A 17,654-nucleotide genomic window follows, 5' to 3' on the forward strand; every position below is an offset into this window, starting at 1 on the left:
TCAGCGAGGTGGCATTATAGAGATTGCGATCACATTGGCAAGCCCTTTTTCTCGTTTTTTTTGATTTTTTTATCGTTTGGGTGTTTTTTATTCTAAAAGGCGAGTTTTCACTACTATTCTACCTCCATACACCCTGTAATCGCCCTGAATAAGGAAAAAAGATGAGCTCAATGAGAAGCTACAAAGGTATAAAGCCTGAACTTGGTGAGCGTGTTTACGTTGACCCAACCTCTGTTTTAGTCGGTGATATCCGAATTGGCGATGATTCTAGCATTTGGCCACTGGTAGCAGCGCGAGGTGATGTAAACCACATTCACATTGGTGATCGAACGAATATTCAAGATGGCAGTGTTTTGCATGTCACCCATAAGAACGCCGAAAACCCAAACGGCTACCCATTGATTATTGGTAATGACGTTACGATTGGCCACAAAGTGATGCTGCACGGTTGTGAGATCCACGATCGTGTTTTGGTTGGTATGGGAGCTATTGTTTTAGATGCTGTTGTAATTGAGTCAGAGGTGATGATCGGAGCAGGCAGTTTAGTGCCACCTGGGAAAGTATTAGAAAGTGGCTACTTATATGTTGGAAGCCCAGTAAAACAAGCTCGCCCTCTATCAGAAAAAGAACGAGCTTTCTTGCAAAAGTCTGCCAACAACTATGTGCAGAACAAAAACGACTACTTAAATGAAGTAAAAGACTTGAACTAAAACCCTGTTAACCGATGATGATATGGCCTTCTTCGTTGAAGGCTTCATCTTCTATTAGCTCTTCAGCCATTTCTTCTAGGTCGAATCGGTAATCAGTAAACACTTTAATTGCCGCTTGCTCAGTTTCAATCAGTGAACCACTGAGCTTTTCTAACTTTTGTTTCGTCACAAAGCACTCTATTAGTGCGCCTGATTGTTGCGCCGAAAAGTTTACCGATTGTGATACTTCATCCCATGATTGAATATCTGGGAATAAGATGGATTGATTCATCGCTTATTGACCTTCAAGGTTCTTTCTTAGTTCTCTGAGAATTTGTTTGGCACCAGGACGTAAGCCACGCCAGAGCATAAAGCTTTCCGCAGCCTGCCCAACTAACATTCCAAGACCGTCATACGCATGAGCGGCACCATTCTCTTTTGCCCATAAGTTAAAGCTCGTCACCCCTTTGCCATAAATCATGTCATAGCTTGTACTGTTAGCGGCAAAGATGGAGGATGAAATAGTCGGCAGTTCACCACTAAGAGAAGCGGATGTGGAGTTAATGATGACATCATACTCTTCATCAATACTTGCCATCTCTTTGACGCGGATAGGACCGTGAGAGACAAACAGCTCTGCAAGCTCCTGTGCTTTACTAAAGGTACGGTTGGTAATGGTTAAAGAGGTCGGCTTTTGATCGAGTAGTGGCTTAATAACACCACGAGCTGCACCACCAGCGCCAATAATTAGGATTCGCGCGCCTTCCAATACAACCTGATGCTGAAGCAAATCTTGCACTAAACCTGCACCATCAGTGTTGTCACCGATGATTTCACCATCGTCTAACTTCTTGAGGGTATTTACCGCGCCTGCTAACTGAGCCCGTTCTGTCAATCGACTAGCAAATTGATAAGCATCTTCTTTAAATGGCATAGTGATGTTGCACCCCTTGCCACCTTCAGCAAAAAACACCTTCGCCGCGTCAATAAAACCATCAACAGGTGCACTTTCTGCGGTATACACCAAAGATTGATTAGTTTGACGAGCAAACAAAGTGTGAATGAATGGCGACTTACTGTGTCCGATAGGATTACCAAACACGGCATAGCGATCGATTTGCTGGGTCATTTCCTTACCTTTGTTCCTTACTTAGATATAGAGAAAACAGGGCCACCTGATTACAGATGACCCTATCACTATCTATCTATATAGAAAAGGAGATTCCGTGCTTACCACTCTCGTGGCGTTAGGTATCGCTCGTAAAGTTCAGCTTCTGGCGATCCCGCTTCTGGCTCGTAGCAGTACTCCCAGCGAGCGAGCGGCGGCATTGACATCAGAATCGACTCAGTACGCCCACCACTTTGTAAACCAAATAAGGTGCCACGGTCATACACTAAGTTGAACTCTACGTAACGGCCGCGACGATATAGTTGGAATTCACGCTCACGCTCACCATACTCGATCTCTTTACGACGAGAAACGATCGGCAAATAAGCCTGGCAATAGCCTTCACCGACTGCTTTGATGTAAGCAAAACACTTATCAAATTCCCACTGGTTTAGATCATCAAAGAACAAACCGCCAACACCGCGAGTTTCATTACGATGTGGTAGGAAGAAGTATTTGTCACACCATGCTTTATGCTCTTGGTAAACATCGTCACCAAATGGTGCACAAAGCTGTTTTGCAGTGTCGTGCCATGATTGGCAATCTTCTTCAAATGGATAGAACGGCGTTAGGTCAAAACCACCACCAAACCACCAAATTGGGTCTTCGCCATCTTTTTCTGCAATAAAGAAGCGGACATTGGCGTGTGAAGTCGGTACATAAGGGTTTTTAGGGTGAATAACCAAAGAAACACCCATCGCTTCAAAACGACGACCCGCTAGCTCTGGACGATGCGCTGTCGCAGATGCTGGCATTTCTTTCCCTTCCACATGCGAGAAGTTCACGCCTCCCTGCTCGAAAACAAGGCCATCACGCATAACACGTGAGCGCCCACCGCCACCAAGACGTTCGCCCGGTTCACGATGCCATGCATCCTCGACAAAGACGGCCTTTCCATCTTCTTGTTCTAACTGCTGACAAATGGAGTCCTGAAGTGACATCAAGAACTGCTTTACGGCGTGCTTATCGATCGCTGACATACGTTATTACCTATTACGTGAAACCTAATGATGGCTGGCTAGCAGGGTTAACCCTGTCTTAATATTTGTGAAGTTTTGGCGTCACGAATCTCGCTGGGTTTATCACGACCGCTGGTCTCGCCACGAAGAATGGCGACCAGCTTATCACCCAACTGCTCTTCGACTTCTTCCGTGGTCATACACGGTGGTAAGCCGGAAAGATTCGCGCTGGTAGAGGTTAACGGCTTTCCGAATGCATTACACATTTTTTGCACCAAAGGATGATCAGTCACACGAACCGCAATTGAATCAAACTGCCCTGAAACCCAGTTGGATACTTTATCGCTCGCTGGCATGATCCAAGTGTATGGGCCTGGCCAAGTGGCATGAACAGTCTGTAATTGTTCTTCAGTCAACTGAGATTCATCAATATAAGGCAAGAGCTGATCATAACTTGCCGCGATGAGAATCAGCCCTTTTTCTACCGGACGCTGCTTGAGCTCTAATAGCTTTTGAATTGCTTCTGGGTTATCTGGATCACATCCGACACCAAAAACCCCTTCTGTTGGATAGGCAATCACTTCGCCTTGCTTGAGTGCGTTGAGCACTTGTTCAAAGTTATCCACCGATTACTTCCTATTTGTTTGACTGTGTTGTTTTCACTAAGTGTACAAATATTCATTCTCAGACACTAAAGCAATTTTTTTATAAAATGTATCAATAGCGCCAACAACAAGACGCAAACGTTTGCTTGAGATAAAAATCCCCGTATAATGCGCACAAATTTATAGCTCACCTAATTTTTGCAGCTTAAAGGAGTTTGAGATGAAAGTCGGTATCATCATGGGTTCTAAATCCGATTGGCCAACCATGAAACTAGCAGCGGACATGCTAGATCAATTTGGCGTGCCTTACGAAACAAAAGTCGTGTCAGCACACCGAACTCCTCAATTACTGGCTGACTACGCTAGTGGCGCAAAAGAACGCGGCATCAAAGTTATCATCGCAGGCGCTGGTGGTGCAGCCCACCTACCAGGTATGGCGGCGGCGTTTACTAGTTTGCCAGTGCTTGGGGTTCCCGTTCAGTCTCGTGCACTGAAAGGTATGGATTCACTGCTTTCTATTGTACAGATGCCAAAGGGAATTGCGGTTGGTACATTGGCGATTGGCGAAGCGGGCGCAGCAAACGCCGGTATCCTAGCTGCGCAAATCCTAGGCACTCATGATGAAAACATCATGGCGAAGGTAGAAGCATTCCGTAATGAGCAAACGGAAACAGTTCTCGCAAATCCAAACCCTGCAGAGGATTAATCAGATGCATGTACTGGTTCTTGGTGCGGGTCAGTTGGCTCGTATGATGTCTCTGGCTGGTGCGCCACTGAATATTCAAATTTCAGCTTACGATGTCAGCAGCGGTGATGTCGTTCACCCTTTAACTCAACAGGTACTTGGCCATGGCTTGGAAAATGCGATTACGCAAGTTGATGTGATTACTGCCGAGTTCGAGCATATTCCACATGACGTGCTCAAGGTTTGCGAAGCGAGCGGCAAGTTCCTACCAAGTACGCAAGCCATCAAAGCAGGTGGTGATCGCCGTATTGAAAAAGCACTGCTTGATGATGCCGGCGTGCGCAACGCGAAATACTACGTCATTGAAACTCGTGAAGACTTTGACCGCGCAATTGAACACGTTGGTATGCCAATGGTTCTGAAAAGTGCATTAGGTGGTTACGATGGTAAAGGCCAATGGCGCTTAAAAGAAGCTTCTCAAGTCGACGACATTTGGACTGAGATGTCGGAGTGCATCGCGGCAACACCAACTCAAGCGATTGTTGCTGAAGAGTTTGTTCCTTTTAACCGCGAAGTATCACTGGTTGGTGCTCGAAGCAAAGATGGCAGTGTGGAAGTGTATCCTCTGGCAGAGAACGTCCACACCAACGGTGTATTGAGTCTTTCTACTGCGATTGATGCGCCAGGGTTACAGGAACAAGCAAAGCAAATGTTCACGGCAGTCGCAGATAGCCTAGATTACGTTGGCGTATTAGCGCTTGAGTTCTTTGATGTCGATGGGGCACTTTTAGTGAATGAGATTGCTCCACGCGTGCACAACTCTGGTCACTGGACACAGCAAGGTGCAGAAACGTGTCAGTTTGAAAACCATCTGCGCGCAGTGTGCGGCTTACCATTAGGCAGTACGAAATTGGTTCGTGAAACCTCAATGATTAATATTCTTGGTGAAGACACACTACCAGAAGCATTGTTATTAATGGATGGTTGCCACATTCATTGGTATGGCAAAGAGAAACGTGCAGGTCGCAAGATGGGACACATCAACGTGTGTGGCGACTACCCAGGAGAATTGCACCGTAGGTTGTGCGCTCTGGCAGACATCTTAGACCCAATAGCTTTCCCAGCCGTGCAAGCGTTCGCTAAACAGCCTCAACACTAACGTTTGGCAGCAAAAAAATAAAAAAAGGGTCGCACGATGCGACCCTTTTTAATTCCTTTGATGTATTTACCCTTGTTGGGTGTGCTGGCACTTACGGTTGGCACATTGCAATTTCACACCACTGGCGAGTTTCTTCTCCACCAACAAAGTAAAACCACATTCTTCGCATCGCCCCTTGACCGGAGCAAGGTTCACAGCAAATTTGCATTTAGGGTAGTTGTCACACGCGTAGAATGTTTTGCCAAATCGGGTTTTACGCTCAACCAAATGTCCTTTGCCACATTCAGGGCAAGCGTGTTGCTCTTGTGACTGCGCCTCTGGCTCTGGTTGATTAATCGACTTAATATGATGACAAGCCGGGTAATGGCTACAACCAACGAACATACCGTAGCGCCCTTGGCGGAGAACCAACTCATTGCCACACTCAGGACAAGGCACACCCAACTCTTTCACGATGTGACCATCATTGCTGTGTAGCGGTTTAATGTAATCACAGCTTGGGTAATGGTTACAGCCGAGAAATGGGCCATGTTTTCCGTGCTTGAGAGTCAGCTCACCACCACATTTTGGACACGGCTCGTGTTCCAAAGCGTGTTCATGGGCAGAGAAAAGGGTGTTGTCGATTTTACTACTCATACTTACCGTTTCGTGAAAAACACACAAAAAGACAAGCTCGCGTTTATTCTAGTTAAACTCGAACTTGCCCAGATGGTTAGTGAAGAATCCCTTGTTCCTTGGTGTACAACAGCTCTTCCATTAGCGTGTAAGCGTTTTCGTTGCCAGGCACATTAAACAGCACCATCAGAATGATCCATTTGAGATCTTCAAGCTCAAACTCACTCGTTTCTAATCCCATCACTCGGTCAATCACCATTTCGCGAGTTTCTGTGGTTAACACATTGATTTGCTCGAGAAACAATAGAAAACCTCGGCATTCCAAATCTAAACGCTGCATCTCTTTCGCTGTGTAGATACGAGTTGATGACGAAGCCATGCAAGTCGAGATTGCAGAAGAGGTGTCACTTTGCTGCAATGCGGCAAGCTCTTCTAACCAGACAAGGGCTTTGTAGATATCTTTTTGTTGGAAGCCTGCACGAAGCAACTCTTCTTCCAACTCGTCTTGTTCGACCTGTAACTCTGCATCGCTATGGATGTAGGTTTCGAATAGATACATCAGTATATCCATCATCATAGCTAGCCCCTCCCCTTTCGAATATAGCCACCTGAAACCGCAACGACATGCCCAGAGAGTTCTAACTCTAAGAGCTGCATCATGACTTCTTGGACAGGTATATTGGTCCTGTTTGCAAGAATATCAACCGGTGTAGCTTCACTTCCTACGTTAGCTAACAGCTGAGGAAATGGCAATTCTTCTTCATCATTTAACGTAGAAAATAAATCGGTACTCTGATTAATAGACCAATCAAGCAAGGACTGTATTTCATCTAAGACATCTTTCGTCTTTTCTACGAGGCAAGCGCCATGACGTATCAACTGGTTTCCACCGCAGGCATTGGGGGCATTGATTGACGCTGGCAGCGCAAATACTTCTCGACCTTGCTCAAGCGCGTAACGAGCTGTAATTAACGAGCCGCTCTTTTTCGCCGCCTCGACGACCAGTACACCAAGCGATAATCCACTAATAATACGATTACGACGCGGGAAGTTTTCTGGACGCGGCTTGGCATTAGGCCGAAACTCAGACACCAAGGCCCCATGTTCAATAACACGTTGCGCTAAACCACGATGACGTGCCGGATAAATATTTTCTAAGCCAGATCCTAGCACCGCAATCGTCTTACCACCCGCTTGCAACGCACCATCATGCGCATGACCATCAATGCCTAAAGCGAGACCACTGGTGACAATAAAATCGTGCTGAACAAACTCTGCAGCAAACTGACGTGCATGCTGTAATCCATCAATACTCGCATTTCGACTGCCAACCATCGCGATTTGTGGCTGAGAGAGACAAGTAGGGTTTCCTTGAACAAAAAGTAGAGGTGGCGGTGCAACGATTTGTTTGAGTTGAGGTGGATAACGCGGGTCAGTCAGTGTCAGGATATGATGATTTGTAGAAGCCTCAAGCCAGCTTAAACAAGCATCGACTTCTTTATCTGTTGAAGCCCAAGCTTGAATTTGCTTAGTTGTTAACCCAAGTTGTTGTAGCTGTTCAGGAGAGAAGTTTACGATGTTACGTGGCGTGTCTCTTGCCAGTAGCTTATTCATTTTGACGCCGCCAATGCCTGGTAAACAACTCAGTTTTAACCAGGCAGCGAGATCATCGTTATTTCGTCGATTCATCGATGGTTAATTCGTCCGCCAACGGTGACACCACCGAAATATCTTGGTTAATGGGTTTAGTACTGTTAGTGATCAGTGCCAAGCTAAAGTACTCATAAGGACGAATGACCAGCAACTCACCAACTTTGCTTTGAGGCAAAGTAATTTTCTTATCAAGCACGCCAAACTCTTTCTTGAACTCATCGCCGTCTTTGTAAACTGGGTGCGCGTCTTCTTTTAAATCAAACACACTGCCTTGCTTCAGATTGTCTGACGTGCCTTTATCAATCACCACGACTTGGTTAGTTGAACTAAAGCGAATACCTTCGGTATTACCTAGCAACTTTGCCGAACTGCCTTGTGGCGACGGCAGCGGGTAGAACGTAGTCGTGAAGTCAGTATTCTCAACCGATTGATTTGGCAACGCGATATCGTTACGTAGAATTTCTTGCATCTGCGATGTAAGCTTCAAACCTGAATAATCACTCGAAGCTTCAACGAGCTCGCCTTTGGCAATCAAACGCAGCGCGGTAATCTCTTCGGACACATCGTCACGCGAAAAGGTAGCTACTGGTCGGTAAATAGCCCAACCTGTCGCGGTCTGATTACCATTGATATACAGCACATCTTCTGCAGTCAGATACTTACTGCCTTTGCTGCTACCCATCACTTTTGCTGCACTGTTCAACGCATCTTGATCCAGCAACCGATCCGATTTGAGGTACGGCATCACCAAACCTTCCGCGACCGTTGGTACCGCTTTCTTTTCCGTGATACGTGCTTTCGGGCTCAGCTTCTTAACCGGTTTTAGGCTCAATACGGGCTGACCGTTAATCCACACCAAAGACAGCTTGTCACCGGGATAAATTAAATGAGGGTTGTCGATTTCCGGGTTTACTTGCCATAAACGAGGCCACAACCACGGGCTATCCAAGTACATGGCCGAAATATCCCATAGCGTATCGCCCTTCACGACTACATATGTTTGTGGCGCATCATCTTTAACAGTCAGTGGGTTTGCATCCACATTTGCTACAGCGTTGAAAGAGAAAAGTAACGGCAACGTAACACTGGCAACGTTGCGGAAAATTCGATTCATGACCCTCGTCCTTGGTCTATTAAGCAGGAACCAGAATGGAAATTGGTGCAAGGATGCTGTCATTTAGGCTATAAAATGTCTAGAATTGAGCCAACAAGGTTTGTGCTGTTTCGGCACAGTTCAATATTTCGAGTGAATATGTCTGTATTACAAGTATTAACATTCCCGGATGATCGCCTGCGCACAGTCGCAAAGCCTGTTGAAGCGGTGACACCTGAGATTCAAAAAATCGTCGATGACATGATTGAAACCATGTACGACGAAGAAGGTATTGGCCTTGCTGCAACGCAGGTTGATATCCACAAACGTATCGTAGTGATTGATATTTCAGAAACTCGCGATGAGCCGATGGTGCTAATCAACCCTGAGATTCTGGAAAAGCGTGGCGAAGATGGCATCGAAGAAGGCTGTCTGTCGGTACCAGGTGCACGCGCACTTGTGCCTCGCGCTGCAGAAGTTACCGTTAAAGCACTGGATCGTGATGGCAAAGAGTTCACCTTTGAAGCCGACGACCTGCTAGCGATTTGTGTTCAACACGAGCTTGATCACCTACAAGGTAAGCTGTTCGTGGATTACCTATCGCCACTGAAACGCAAACGCATTCAGGACAAGCTAGCAAAAATCAAACGCTTTAACGAGAAGCAGCAAAACGCTTAATCTCGAACCATACCAATTAGAAGGAAGTCTACCTTGAGTCAGTCTTTACGAATTGTCTTTGCAGGTACTCCGGATTTCGCCGCCCGTCACTTGGCGGCGTTGTTGTCTTCGGAGCATGAAGTCATCGCGGTTTACACAAACCCAGATCGTCCAGCGGGTCGTGGCAAAAAAATGGCTGCGCCACCGGTAAAACAACTGGCGCTAGAACACAATATCCCGGTTTACCAACCTGAAAGCTTTAAGTCCGACGAAGCCAAACAAGAACTTGCCGATCTGAACGCCGACCTCATGGTTGTCGTGGCGTACGGTATGCTGCTGCCACAAGCGGTTCTTGATACCCCTAAACTGGGTTGTATCAACGTACATGGTTCTATCCTACCTCGTTGGCGTGGTGCGGCTCCAATCCAACGCTCTATTTGGGCGGGCGATGCAGAAACTGGCGTGACCATCATGCAGATGGACATCGGTCTCGACACTGGTGATATGCTGAAGATTGCAACTCTGCCAATCGAAGCGACAGATACCAGCGCTTCAATGTACGAAAAATTGGCTGAGCTTGGCCCAGAAGCCCTGATTGACTGCCTAGCAGACATTGCTGCGGGTAAAGCAGTGCCAGTGAAGCAAGACGATGAGCTCGCGAACTACGCGAAAAAGCTCAGCAAAGAAGAAGCACGCATCAACTGGAACGACGATGCGGCGCACATTGAGCGCTGCGTTCGTGCATTTAACCCATGGCCAATGAGCCACTTTGAGGCGGCAGAAAACAGCATCAAAGTATGGCAAAGCCGTGTGGCAGAGCAAACCAGTGACAAGCCAGCCGGCACCATCGTACAAGCAGATAAAACCGGTATTTATGTTGCGACAGGCAACGGCGTACTGGTGCTAGAGCAACTGCAAGTTCCTGGCAAAAAAGCCATGTCAGTTCAGGATATTCTGAATTCGCGTGCGGCTTGGTTTGAAGTTGGCACTCTGCTGGTTTAAGCCATACTAGGGGTTATTATCCCCAATTATACGAACTTTTAGAGGGCAGAGATGCCCTCCTTTACTTTAAGGTACTCATCATGAATGTTCGCGCTGCGGCTGCTAACGTCCTGTATCTTGTCGTCGACAAGGGCCACTCACTTTCAAGCGCTCTTCCAGCGGCTCAACAAACGGTACGACCTCGTGACCACGCTCTGTTACAAGAGATCTGTTACGGTGCGCTACGTTACCTACCTCGCCTAGAAATGATCGCAAACCAATTGATGGATAAGCCGCTAAAAGGCAAACAACGTGTATTCCATCACCTAATTCTGGTTGGTATTTACCAACTGAGCTTCATGCGCATTCCTGCGCACGCAGCTGTCGGTGAAACGGTTGAAGGCACTAAAGAGCTGAAAGGTCCTCGTCTGCGTGGTTTGATTAACGCTGTATTGCGTAACTACCAGCGCAACCAAGAAGAACTCGACCAAATGGCCGTCAGCAACAACGCTGGCAAGTACGGTCACCCAAGCTGGTTACTAAAACTGCTGCAAGAGGCCTACCCACAGCAATGGGAAAGCATAGTTGAAGCGAACAACCAAAAAGCACCAATGTGGCTCCGTGTAAATCACCAACACCACACTCGAAATGAATACCTTGCGCTGCTCAAAAATGAAAACATTGATAGCACGCCACACACAGAAGCAATGGACGCCATAAAATTGGCCGCGCCATGTGACGTGATGAAGCTACCTGGTTTTGAAAAAGGTTGGGTTTCGGTCCAAGATGCGGCGGCGCAGCTCTCGATCAACTACCTAAAACCACAAGACGGCGAACTGATTTTAGATTGCTGTGCAGCGCCAGGTGGCAAGACGGCGCACATTCTAGAGCGCACGTCAGGCAGTGAAGTGGTCGCGATTGACTGCGACGACACACGCTTGAAACGTGTGCATGAAAACCTGAAGCGTCTCAACCTTCAGGCAAAAGTGGTTTGCGGTGATGCGCGTAATCCACAAGAATGGTGGCAAGGCGAGCAATTTGATCGCATTTTGCTGGATGCCCCATGTTCTGCGACTGGCGTGATTCGTCGTCACCCAGACATCAAATGGCTACGTCGTGCAGACGACATCGCCGCATTAGCAGAGCTGCAAAGTGAAATTTTTGATGCCATGTGGACGCAACTGAAGCCCGGCGGCACAATGGTTTACGCGACTTGTTCAATCACACCGCAAGAAAACGTGGAGCAAGTAAAAGCGTTTTTAGCACGTACCGCGGATGCGCAACTGCTGGATTCTGATCCCGACCAGCCTGGTCGTCAAATTCTACCAGGCGAAGAAGATATGGATGGTTTCTACTACGCAGTGCTAACTAAAACACACGCGTAACAGCATGCTAAATAGGGCGATTGAAGCGATTTCAATCGCCTTTTTCAGATACGAGAAAAGAGTATGAAGATCATTATTCTTGGTGCAGGTCAGGTTGGCGGCACACTGGCAGAAAACCTAGTGGGTGAAAACAACGACATCACCATCGTCGACAATAATGCCGACCGACTGCGTGAATTGCAGGACAAATACGACCTACGTGTGGTCAATGGCCATGCGAGCCATCCAGACGTGCTACACGAAGCTGGCGCGCAAGACGCCGATATGCTCGTCGCAGTAACCAACACTGATGAAACCAACATGGCCGCCTGTCAGGTCGCGTTCACTCTATTCAATACCCCAAACCGCGTTGCGCGTATTCGCTCTCCAGAATACTTGGCAGAAAAAGAAGCCCTGTTTAAATCTGGCGCCATTCCTGTTGATCACCTTATCGCACCAGAAGAACTCGTCACGAGCTACATCGAACGTCTGATCCAATACCCAGGCGCGCTGCAAGTGGTGAGCTTTGCTGAACAGAAAGTCAGCCTAGTGGCGGTGAAAGCCTACTATGGTGGCCCGCTGGTGGGTAATGCGTTGTCTGCTTTGCGTGAGCACATGCCGCACATTGATACCCGTGTGGCGGCGATTTTCCGTCAAGGCCGTCCGATTCGCCCACAAGGTACCACCATCATTGAAGCCGACGATGAAGTGTTCTTCGTCGCCGCAAGCAACCACATTCGCTCAGTGATGAGTGAGCTTCAGCGCCTAGAAAAACCGTACCGCCGCATCATGATTGTTGGCGGGGGTAACATCGGCGCAAGCTTGGCAAAACGCCTAGAGCAAACTTACAGCGTGAAGCTGATTGAGCGTAACTACCAGCGTGCAGAAAAGCTCTCTGAGCAACTAGAAAACACCATCGTGTTCTGCGGTGATGCGGCAGACCAAGAGCTTCTCTCGGAAGAGAACATCGACCAAGTCGACGTCTTCATCGCGCTGACCAACGAAGATGAAACCAACATCATGTCTGCAATGTTGGCAAAACGCATGGGCGCTAAAAAAGTGATGGTGCTGATCCAACGTGGCGCTTATGTAGACCTGGTACAAGGCGGCGTAATTGATGTAGCAATCTCACCTCAGCAAGCCACTATTTCAGCCTTGCTAACGCACGTTCGTCGCGCTGATATCGTAAACGTGTCCTCACTTCGCCGCGGCGCTGCGGAAGCGATTGAAGCCGTCGCTCACGGTGATGAAAGTACATCTAAAGTGGTTGGACGTGCGATTGGAGATATAAAGCTTCCACCTGGGACCACCATTGGTGCTATCGTTCGTGGCGAAGAAGTTCTTATTGCCCACGACCGTACGGTCATCGAACAGGATGACCATGTGGTGATGTTCCTGGTCAACAAAAAATACGTATCAGACGTCGAAGCGCTATTCCAGCCGAGTCCATTCTTCCTCTAGGATTTTCCTATGGTCAACTTACGTCCCGTACTGTTTGTTATCGGGCTAGTTTTATCCAAACTGGCCCTGTTTATGTACGTGCCGACTTTGGTCGCTTTCTTTACCGGTACGGGGGGATTCCTCGATTTCGCCCAAGCCGTTGTGATCACGCACCTTGCCGCCTTCATCTGCCTAACGATAGGTCGAACCGCCAAGTTCAAACTCAGCGTACGCGATATGTTCCTCATCACCAGTTTGGTTTGGACCATCGCGAGTGCGTTTGCCGCCTTGCCATTTGTGTTTATCAACCACATCAGCTTCACCGACGCCTACTTCGAAACGATGTCGGGTATCACCACGACGGGCTCAACGGTGCTCAGTGGCCTAGACAACATGGCGCCGAGCATCTTGCTGTGGCGCTCTATTTTACAATGGCTTGGTGGCATTGGTTTTATCGTGATGGCGGTAGCAGTGTTACCTATGCTGAATGTCGGTGGTATGAAGCTATTCCAAACCGAATCATCAGATTGGTCGGATAAAAGTAGTCCAAGAGCGAAAACGGTCGCCAAAAACATCGTAGCGGTATATTTAATGCTAACGGGCCTATGTATTTTGGGCTACTTGATCACCGGCATGAACCTGTTCGAAGCAATCAACCATGCCTTTACTACGCTATCGACGGGTGGATACTCTACATCTGATGGGTCAATGAACCACTTCTCTAATGGCGCACATTGGGTGGCCACTACCTTTATGTTCTTAGGTGGTTTGCCGTTTTTGCTCTTTATCGCCGCGTTACGTAAACGCCGTATTGATGTGTTGGTTAACGACGCTCAAGTTAGAGGATTTGCGTACCTGTTCGTATTCTCAAGCTTAGTGATTTCAGCTTGGTTAGTGATTCGAGATGGGTACACCATTTTGGATGCCCTGCGAGTGTCGATGTTTAATATTGTCTCTGTCGTCACCACAACTGGCTTTGGCTTAGAAGACTTCACCGCATGGGGCGCATTACCCACCACTCTTTTCGCATTCTTAATGATGGCGGGGGCATGCTCAGGATCAACGTCTGGCGGGATCAAAATCTTCCGCTTCCAAATTGCGATGACGCTGCTAAACAAACAAATGATGAAGTTGATTCACCCTTCAGGGGTGTTTGTACAGCGTTATAACCAGCGACCGGTGAATGATGATATTGTTCGCTCAGTGGTGGCATTTGGCTTGATGTTTTTTATCACCATTATCTTTATCGCAGGTTGTTTAAGTGCTCTTGGCCTCGACCCTGTGACCAGTATTTCTGGCTCAATCACCGCCGTTGCCAATGTTGGCCCTGGTATGGGCAGTGTGATTGGCCCGACAGGCAACTTCGCGCCTCTGCCCGATACTGCCAAATGGCTCTTAAGCTTTGGGATGTTAATGGGCCGCTTGGAAATTCTGACTATTCTTGTACTGTTCTTTCCTGCGTTTTGGCGCCGCTAAGCAGACTCTAATTAAAAGGTATAACAATGAAAACATGGATTACTCTGGCGACCCTACTTGCCGCCTCATCCACATACGCCGCCGAGGTCATCACTTTAGCCGATGGTCGAGAAGTGAAGTTGAACGATGACTTTACCTGGGAATACGTCATGAAAAAACCGGCGCAGCAAGCGACGGAGACACAAACAACAGCAAGCGTAGTTGAAACAATCGCAGCTCCTGCGATTGCGACAATCCCAGTGATAACGAAAACCGTTGGCACGACCGTGGTGGTAAACGCCAAAAAGCCAACCATGCAGCTATCAGATTCAGGTGTGGATGTATTGATTGGTTCAGCAAGCTATCAAAGCGGTGAGCTTATTTTGCCTACATCAATCACTAACCAAAGCTCTCAATCTGTCATTCAAGTGGAAGTTGAGGTGCAAGTGTTTGATATGTCTGGTCAGCAACTGGCAAAAGAAAACGTGACTGTTTGGCAATCCATCAAGCGCATGGCGGATACCTACCTGAGACCTCAGCAAGCGGAGCAAGGTAAGAGCATAAAACTGGCTGTACCGCAATCACAGCAATACCAGTTTTCTGCCAAAGTGCTAGAGGTAAAAACTCGCTAATACGTGTTTAATATTCTTTGTTGAGCCTATCGGCTAGATAGGCTCAACAAAGTAATAAATAGCAAAGAAATGGCACACGCAGCCAGCCAAAACAAAGCCGTGCCAAATCGCATGGTTAAAGGGAATGCGCTTCGCAACGTAGAAAATCACGCCCAGTGAATACACAATTCCACCAGCGGCAAGCAGTGTAAGTCCGCCGACATCCAAGTTGATCGCCAACTGATAAATCACAATCAACGATAACCATCCCATCACCAAATACGTCATCAAAGAAAGCTTTTTAAATCGATAGACGAACGCAACTTTCATGATGATGCCGATCAACGCAATGCTCCAAATAACGATCATCAACCCAAATGCTAGAGGTGTTCTTAAGCTGACTAACAAGAAAGGGGTATAGCTGCCTGCTATCAAAAGATAAATAGCACAGTGGTCGAAGGTTTTTAGCCAACGTTTCGCTTTGGGATGAGGGATCGCATGATAGAGCGTCGAGGCCAAAAATAGCACGATAATACTCGCACCATAAATCGCCATACTGGTAAGCGTTAAAGTGTCAGCTTGATGGTCTATGGCTTTAACTAACAGCAGTATCAAGCCAACAATACCAAAAATCATCCCTATACCGTGGGTGATGGTATTGGCCAGTTCTTCACGTTGACTGTATTGAGGTTTCTGCAGCTCGGACATCAATGCGCCTATACTAGAGTTTGAAATTTGCTCTAGTATGGCACATTAGGCTTACACGTGTAAGCTTAAATTAAGACTCATGAACGGCAGTAGTTTGATCGAGATAATTGAGTACCAGTTCGCCAACTTGATCTGGCTTAGTCGTGGCAGGGATGGTCAGCTCTCGCTTGAGTTTGCCACTACCCAGTAAGCTCGCGAGCATGCCACCTTGCCCCTTGCGTGTGCGGTCAACTTCAAACCACAACTTGAGCTCTTGCTCACTGCGGTGGGCAACAAATTCTAATTCGCGCCACACGCCGTGGTAAGGTCCGTCGGTTGGCACCAGTTCAAACTCTTGCACAAATGGTAGATCGAATCCTTTCACTTCCTCGCATTCCACCTGGCGAATTCGTAAACCTTGCGCTTCAAATGCAGATAGTACCGCATCCATCAGTGGATCAGGTCGGACGGTGAGGATGTCTTTATCAGTCGGATCCAAAGCAGCAGCAACGTCTAAGCCAGTTTCTAACCATACTTTGGCATCACCAATGGTGACAGGCGTGTTCCAAGGCACATCGAGCTTAACATCGAAGGTACGCTCTTCGCCGGAATGGATGGTAAATGCGTAAGGGAGACTCCACTTAGCAAGCACATGAGTTTGAGGTACTCGGCGCATGCTGTGTCCTTCTCGCGCACCACGGTCATCAGGGGCTTCTGCGATGTAGCGGCAACAGAGTTTTAAATCAATGTTGTCGATCGCTTGTTCAGTCGCACCACCATATACATGGATCGACACATCCACACTTTGACCTGGGTATAGCACGTCTTGGTTTAAGATTGAGTCGACCTTCGCGCTCCCAATCCCAAAACTGGCAAGTGTCTTCTTCAAAAATGACATAGGCACCTCCTTCATCGAGATCTCATACTACTACTGCTGATCGTGGGATCAAACAAAAATTGCCTCGAACATCGCGACAAAATGACAAAATCTAAACAATTCAATTGCTCAACTATCGACCAATTATTACAAGGATGCTAATCTTACACTTGATATGCATGCATATCGGTATTCCTGACTCATTAACTGGATTGGCGAGAGCCAGAAGAGTGATTCTTCAATCTTGTTGGAGCCTAGCTCATAATGATTCAGGCCATTACATCGGCAATGGATATGCCTGACAGTTAGGTAAATTAATGCGCCCAACAACAGTCAGGTTCGCACACACTAATACTAGTGCAATGCGCCGCCGCAGTGGCTTTACTACTGCACCAAAGGCAAAGCAAGTTGCGCCAGCAATGACATTGGTTGAGAAGACAGCAATGATGTCGAGTGTTCCGGCCAAAGTTATCAAAGCAGCTTAATCAAAAGCGCGGCGCCAGCTGCGCTTTTTTCTTTGCGCGCTATTCATAAAACTTCAAAGACATAAAACAAACTACAGAGAAAGAGATAGTTTTTCCTATTTGGTCTTCGCAAAGCAATTTGGTACCTTTACTGCTAATTACACCTATAAATTCTGTGGAGAAAGAAATGAAGTGTCATCGCATTGAAGAGCTGCTTGAGCTACTAGAGCCTGAATGGCATAAAGATCAAGAGCTGAACCTCTTGCAGTTCATCGTTAAGCTGGCAAAAGAAGCAGGCTATAAAGGAAAGCTAGAAGATCTGACCGACGATGTACTGATCTACCACCTTAAAATGCGTAATAGCAGCAAAGATGAAATGATCCCTGGACTCAAAAAAGACCAAGAGGACGATTTTAAAACGGCGATCCTACGCGCTCGTGGCATCATCAAATAACCAGCTCAACAGCCAGTATTCTTTAAGCGACTCTCTCT

The 17,654-nt window shown here is 47.3% G+C and carries 21 protein-coding genes; 11 read left to right on the plus strand and 10 right to left on the minus strand.

From position 1 onward, the window contains the following. The first annotated feature begins 161 nt into the window (after positions 1–161). The gene (locus R7E00_RS15065) at positions 162–710 is read left to right on the plus strand and encodes a gamma carbonic anhydrase family protein (RefSeq protein ID WP_005379096.1); all 549 of its coding nucleotides are present in this window, start codon (positions 162–164) and stop codon (positions 708–710) included. A 7-nt stretch (positions 711–717) separates the two neighbouring features. Here the strand turns inward: R7E00_RS15065 and R7E00_RS15070 are convergent, their stop codons facing one another. The 4 genes from R7E00_RS15070 to R7E00_RS15085 form a co-directional block, all read right to left on the minus strand. Beyond that, on the minus strand, positions 718–981 hold the full coding sequence (locus R7E00_RS15070; RefSeq protein ID WP_005379090.1) for a DUF1488 domain-containing protein: 264 nt from the start codon (positions 979–981) through the stop codon (positions 718–720). A gap of 3 nt (positions 982–984) precedes the next feature. Further along, a complete protein-coding gene (aroE, locus tag R7E00_RS15075) occupies positions 985–1,818 on the minus strand; it encodes a shikimate dehydrogenase (RefSeq protein ID WP_213906207.1) in 834 nt (277 codons plus the stop codon). Positions 1,819–1,919: 101 nt separating this feature from the next. Continuing rightward, a complete protein-coding gene (hemF, locus tag R7E00_RS15080; RefSeq protein ID WP_158157066.1) occupies positions 1,920–2,837 on the minus strand; it encodes an oxygen-dependent coproporphyrinogen oxidase in 918 nt (305 codons plus the stop codon). 47 nt (positions 2,838–2,884) lie between these two features. Further along, positions 2,885–3,442 carry an L-threonylcarbamoyladenylate synthase gene (locus R7E00_RS15085; protein ID WP_005379084.1) on the minus strand — a complete coding sequence of 186 codons (558 nt, stop codon included), beginning with the start codon at positions 3,440–3,442 and terminating at the stop codon, positions 2,885–2,887. A 199-nt stretch (positions 3,443–3,641) separates the two neighbouring features. On the opposite strand from R7E00_RS15085, the gene purE reads away from it, so the two are divergent. Together purE and R7E00_RS15095 are read left to right on the plus strand one after the other, a co-directional pair. Further along, on the plus strand, positions 3,642–4,127 hold the full coding sequence (purE, locus tag R7E00_RS15090) for a 5-(carboxyamino)imidazole ribonucleotide mutase (protein ID WP_005379082.1): 486 nt from the start codon (positions 3,642–3,644) through the stop codon (positions 4,125–4,127). A gap of 4 nt (positions 4,128–4,131) precedes the next feature. Further along, complete coding sequence (locus R7E00_RS15095; RefSeq protein WP_186584568.1) at positions 4,132–5,265, plus strand: 5-(carboxyamino)imidazole ribonucleotide synthase; 1,134 nt, start codon at positions 4,132–4,134, stop codon at positions 5,263–5,265. 66 nt (positions 5,266–5,331) lie between these two features. Here R7E00_RS15095 and R7E00_RS15100 read toward each other — a convergent pair whose 3' ends face one another. The 4 genes from R7E00_RS15100 to R7E00_RS15115 form a co-directional block, all read right to left on the minus strand. Beyond that, on the minus strand, positions 5,332–5,901 hold the full coding sequence (locus tag R7E00_RS15100; RefSeq protein WP_262606374.1) for a type I DNA topoisomerase: 570 nt from the start codon (positions 5,899–5,901) through the stop codon (positions 5,332–5,334). A gap of 76 nt (positions 5,902–5,977) precedes the next feature. Beyond that, complete coding sequence (locus R7E00_RS15105) at positions 5,978–6,457, minus strand: DUF494 family protein (RefSeq protein WP_005379074.1); 480 nt, start codon at positions 6,455–6,457, stop codon at positions 5,978–5,980. 2 nt (positions 6,458–6,459) lie between these two features. Then, positions 6,460–7,569, minus strand: coding sequence for a DNA-processing protein DprA (gene dprA / locus R7E00_RS15110; RefSeq protein ID WP_053350676.1), 1,110 nt, complete (start codon positions 7,567–7,569; stop codon positions 6,460–6,462). Next, positions 7,553–8,647, minus strand: a complete 1,095-nt coding sequence (locus R7E00_RS15115; RefSeq protein WP_258474640.1) for a LysM peptidoglycan-binding domain-containing protein — start codon at positions 8,645–8,647, stop codon at positions 7,553–7,555. The genes dprA and R7E00_RS15115 overlap by 17 nt, the downstream gene beginning before the upstream one ends. A gap of 138 nt (positions 8,648–8,785) precedes the next feature. Here R7E00_RS15115 and def point away from each other — a divergent pair, with 138 nt between their 5' ends. The 6 genes from def (at position 8,786) to R7E00_RS15145 (ending at position 15,155) form a co-directional block, all read left to right on the plus strand. Beyond that, positions 8,786–9,304: a peptide deformylase gene (gene def, locus R7E00_RS15120; protein ID WP_005379068.1), complete on the plus strand. Its 519-nt coding sequence runs from the start codon at positions 8,786–8,788 to the stop codon at positions 9,302–9,304. 33 nt (positions 9,305–9,337) lie between these two features. Beyond that, on the plus strand, positions 9,338–10,285 hold the full coding sequence (gene fmt / locus R7E00_RS15125; RefSeq protein ID WP_054579447.1) for a methionyl-tRNA formyltransferase: 948 nt from the start codon (positions 9,338–9,340) through the stop codon (positions 10,283–10,285). 80 nt (positions 10,286–10,365) lie between these two features. Continuing rightward, complete coding sequence (rsmB, locus tag R7E00_RS15130) at positions 10,366–11,649, plus strand: 16S rRNA (cytosine(967)-C(5))-methyltransferase RsmB (RefSeq protein WP_206949716.1); 1,284 nt, start codon at positions 10,366–10,368, stop codon at positions 11,647–11,649. 63 nt (positions 11,650–11,712) lie between these two features. Then, the gene (gene trkA, locus R7E00_RS15135; protein WP_005379062.1) at positions 11,713–13,089 is read left to right on the plus strand and encodes a Trk system potassium transporter TrkA; all 1,377 of its coding nucleotides are present in this window, start codon (positions 11,713–11,715) and stop codon (positions 13,087–13,089) included. 9 nt (positions 13,090–13,098) lie between these two features. Further along, positions 13,099–14,544, plus strand: a complete 1,446-nt coding sequence (locus tag R7E00_RS15140; RefSeq protein WP_017821575.1) for a TrkH family potassium uptake protein — start codon at positions 13,099–13,101, stop codon at positions 14,542–14,544. 26 nt (positions 14,545–14,570) lie between these two features. Continuing rightward, complete coding sequence (locus R7E00_RS15145) at positions 14,571–15,155, plus strand: DUF3157 family protein (protein ID WP_132937259.1); 585 nt, start codon at positions 14,571–14,573, stop codon at positions 15,153–15,155. A 33-nt stretch (positions 15,156–15,188) separates the two neighbouring features. Here the strand turns inward: R7E00_RS15145 and trhA are convergent, their stop codons facing one another. Both trhA and R7E00_RS15155 read right to left on the minus strand, forming a co-directional pair. After that, entirely contained in the window at positions 15,189–15,842 is a 654-nt protein-coding gene (gene trhA, locus R7E00_RS15150) for a PAQR family membrane homeostasis protein TrhA (protein WP_005379047.1), read from the minus strand. A gap of 70 nt (positions 15,843–15,912) precedes the next feature. Continuing rightward, positions 15,913–16,719: a sporulation protein gene (locus R7E00_RS15155; protein ID WP_005379045.1), complete on the minus strand. Its 807-nt coding sequence runs from the start codon at positions 16,717–16,719 to the stop codon at positions 15,913–15,915. 296 nt (positions 16,720–17,015) lie between these two features. On the opposite strand from R7E00_RS15155, the gene R7E00_RS15160 reads away from it, so the two are divergent. Then, a complete protein-coding gene (locus R7E00_RS15160; protein ID WP_005379043.1) occupies positions 17,016–17,183 on the plus strand; it encodes a hypothetical protein in 168 nt (55 codons plus the stop codon). A gap of 166 nt (positions 17,184–17,349) precedes the next feature. Continuing rightward, positions 17,350–17,616, plus strand: a complete 267-nt coding sequence (locus R7E00_RS15165; protein ID WP_005379040.1) for a YihD family protein — start codon at positions 17,350–17,352, stop codon at positions 17,614–17,616. Positions 17,617–17,654: the final 38 nt, after the last annotated feature.

The organism is Vibrio sp. Vb1755, from assembly GCF_033338635.1.
Taxonomy (GTDB): Bacteria; Pseudomonadota; Gammaproteobacteria; order Enterobacterales; family Vibrionaceae; genus Vibrio; species Vibrio alginolyticus.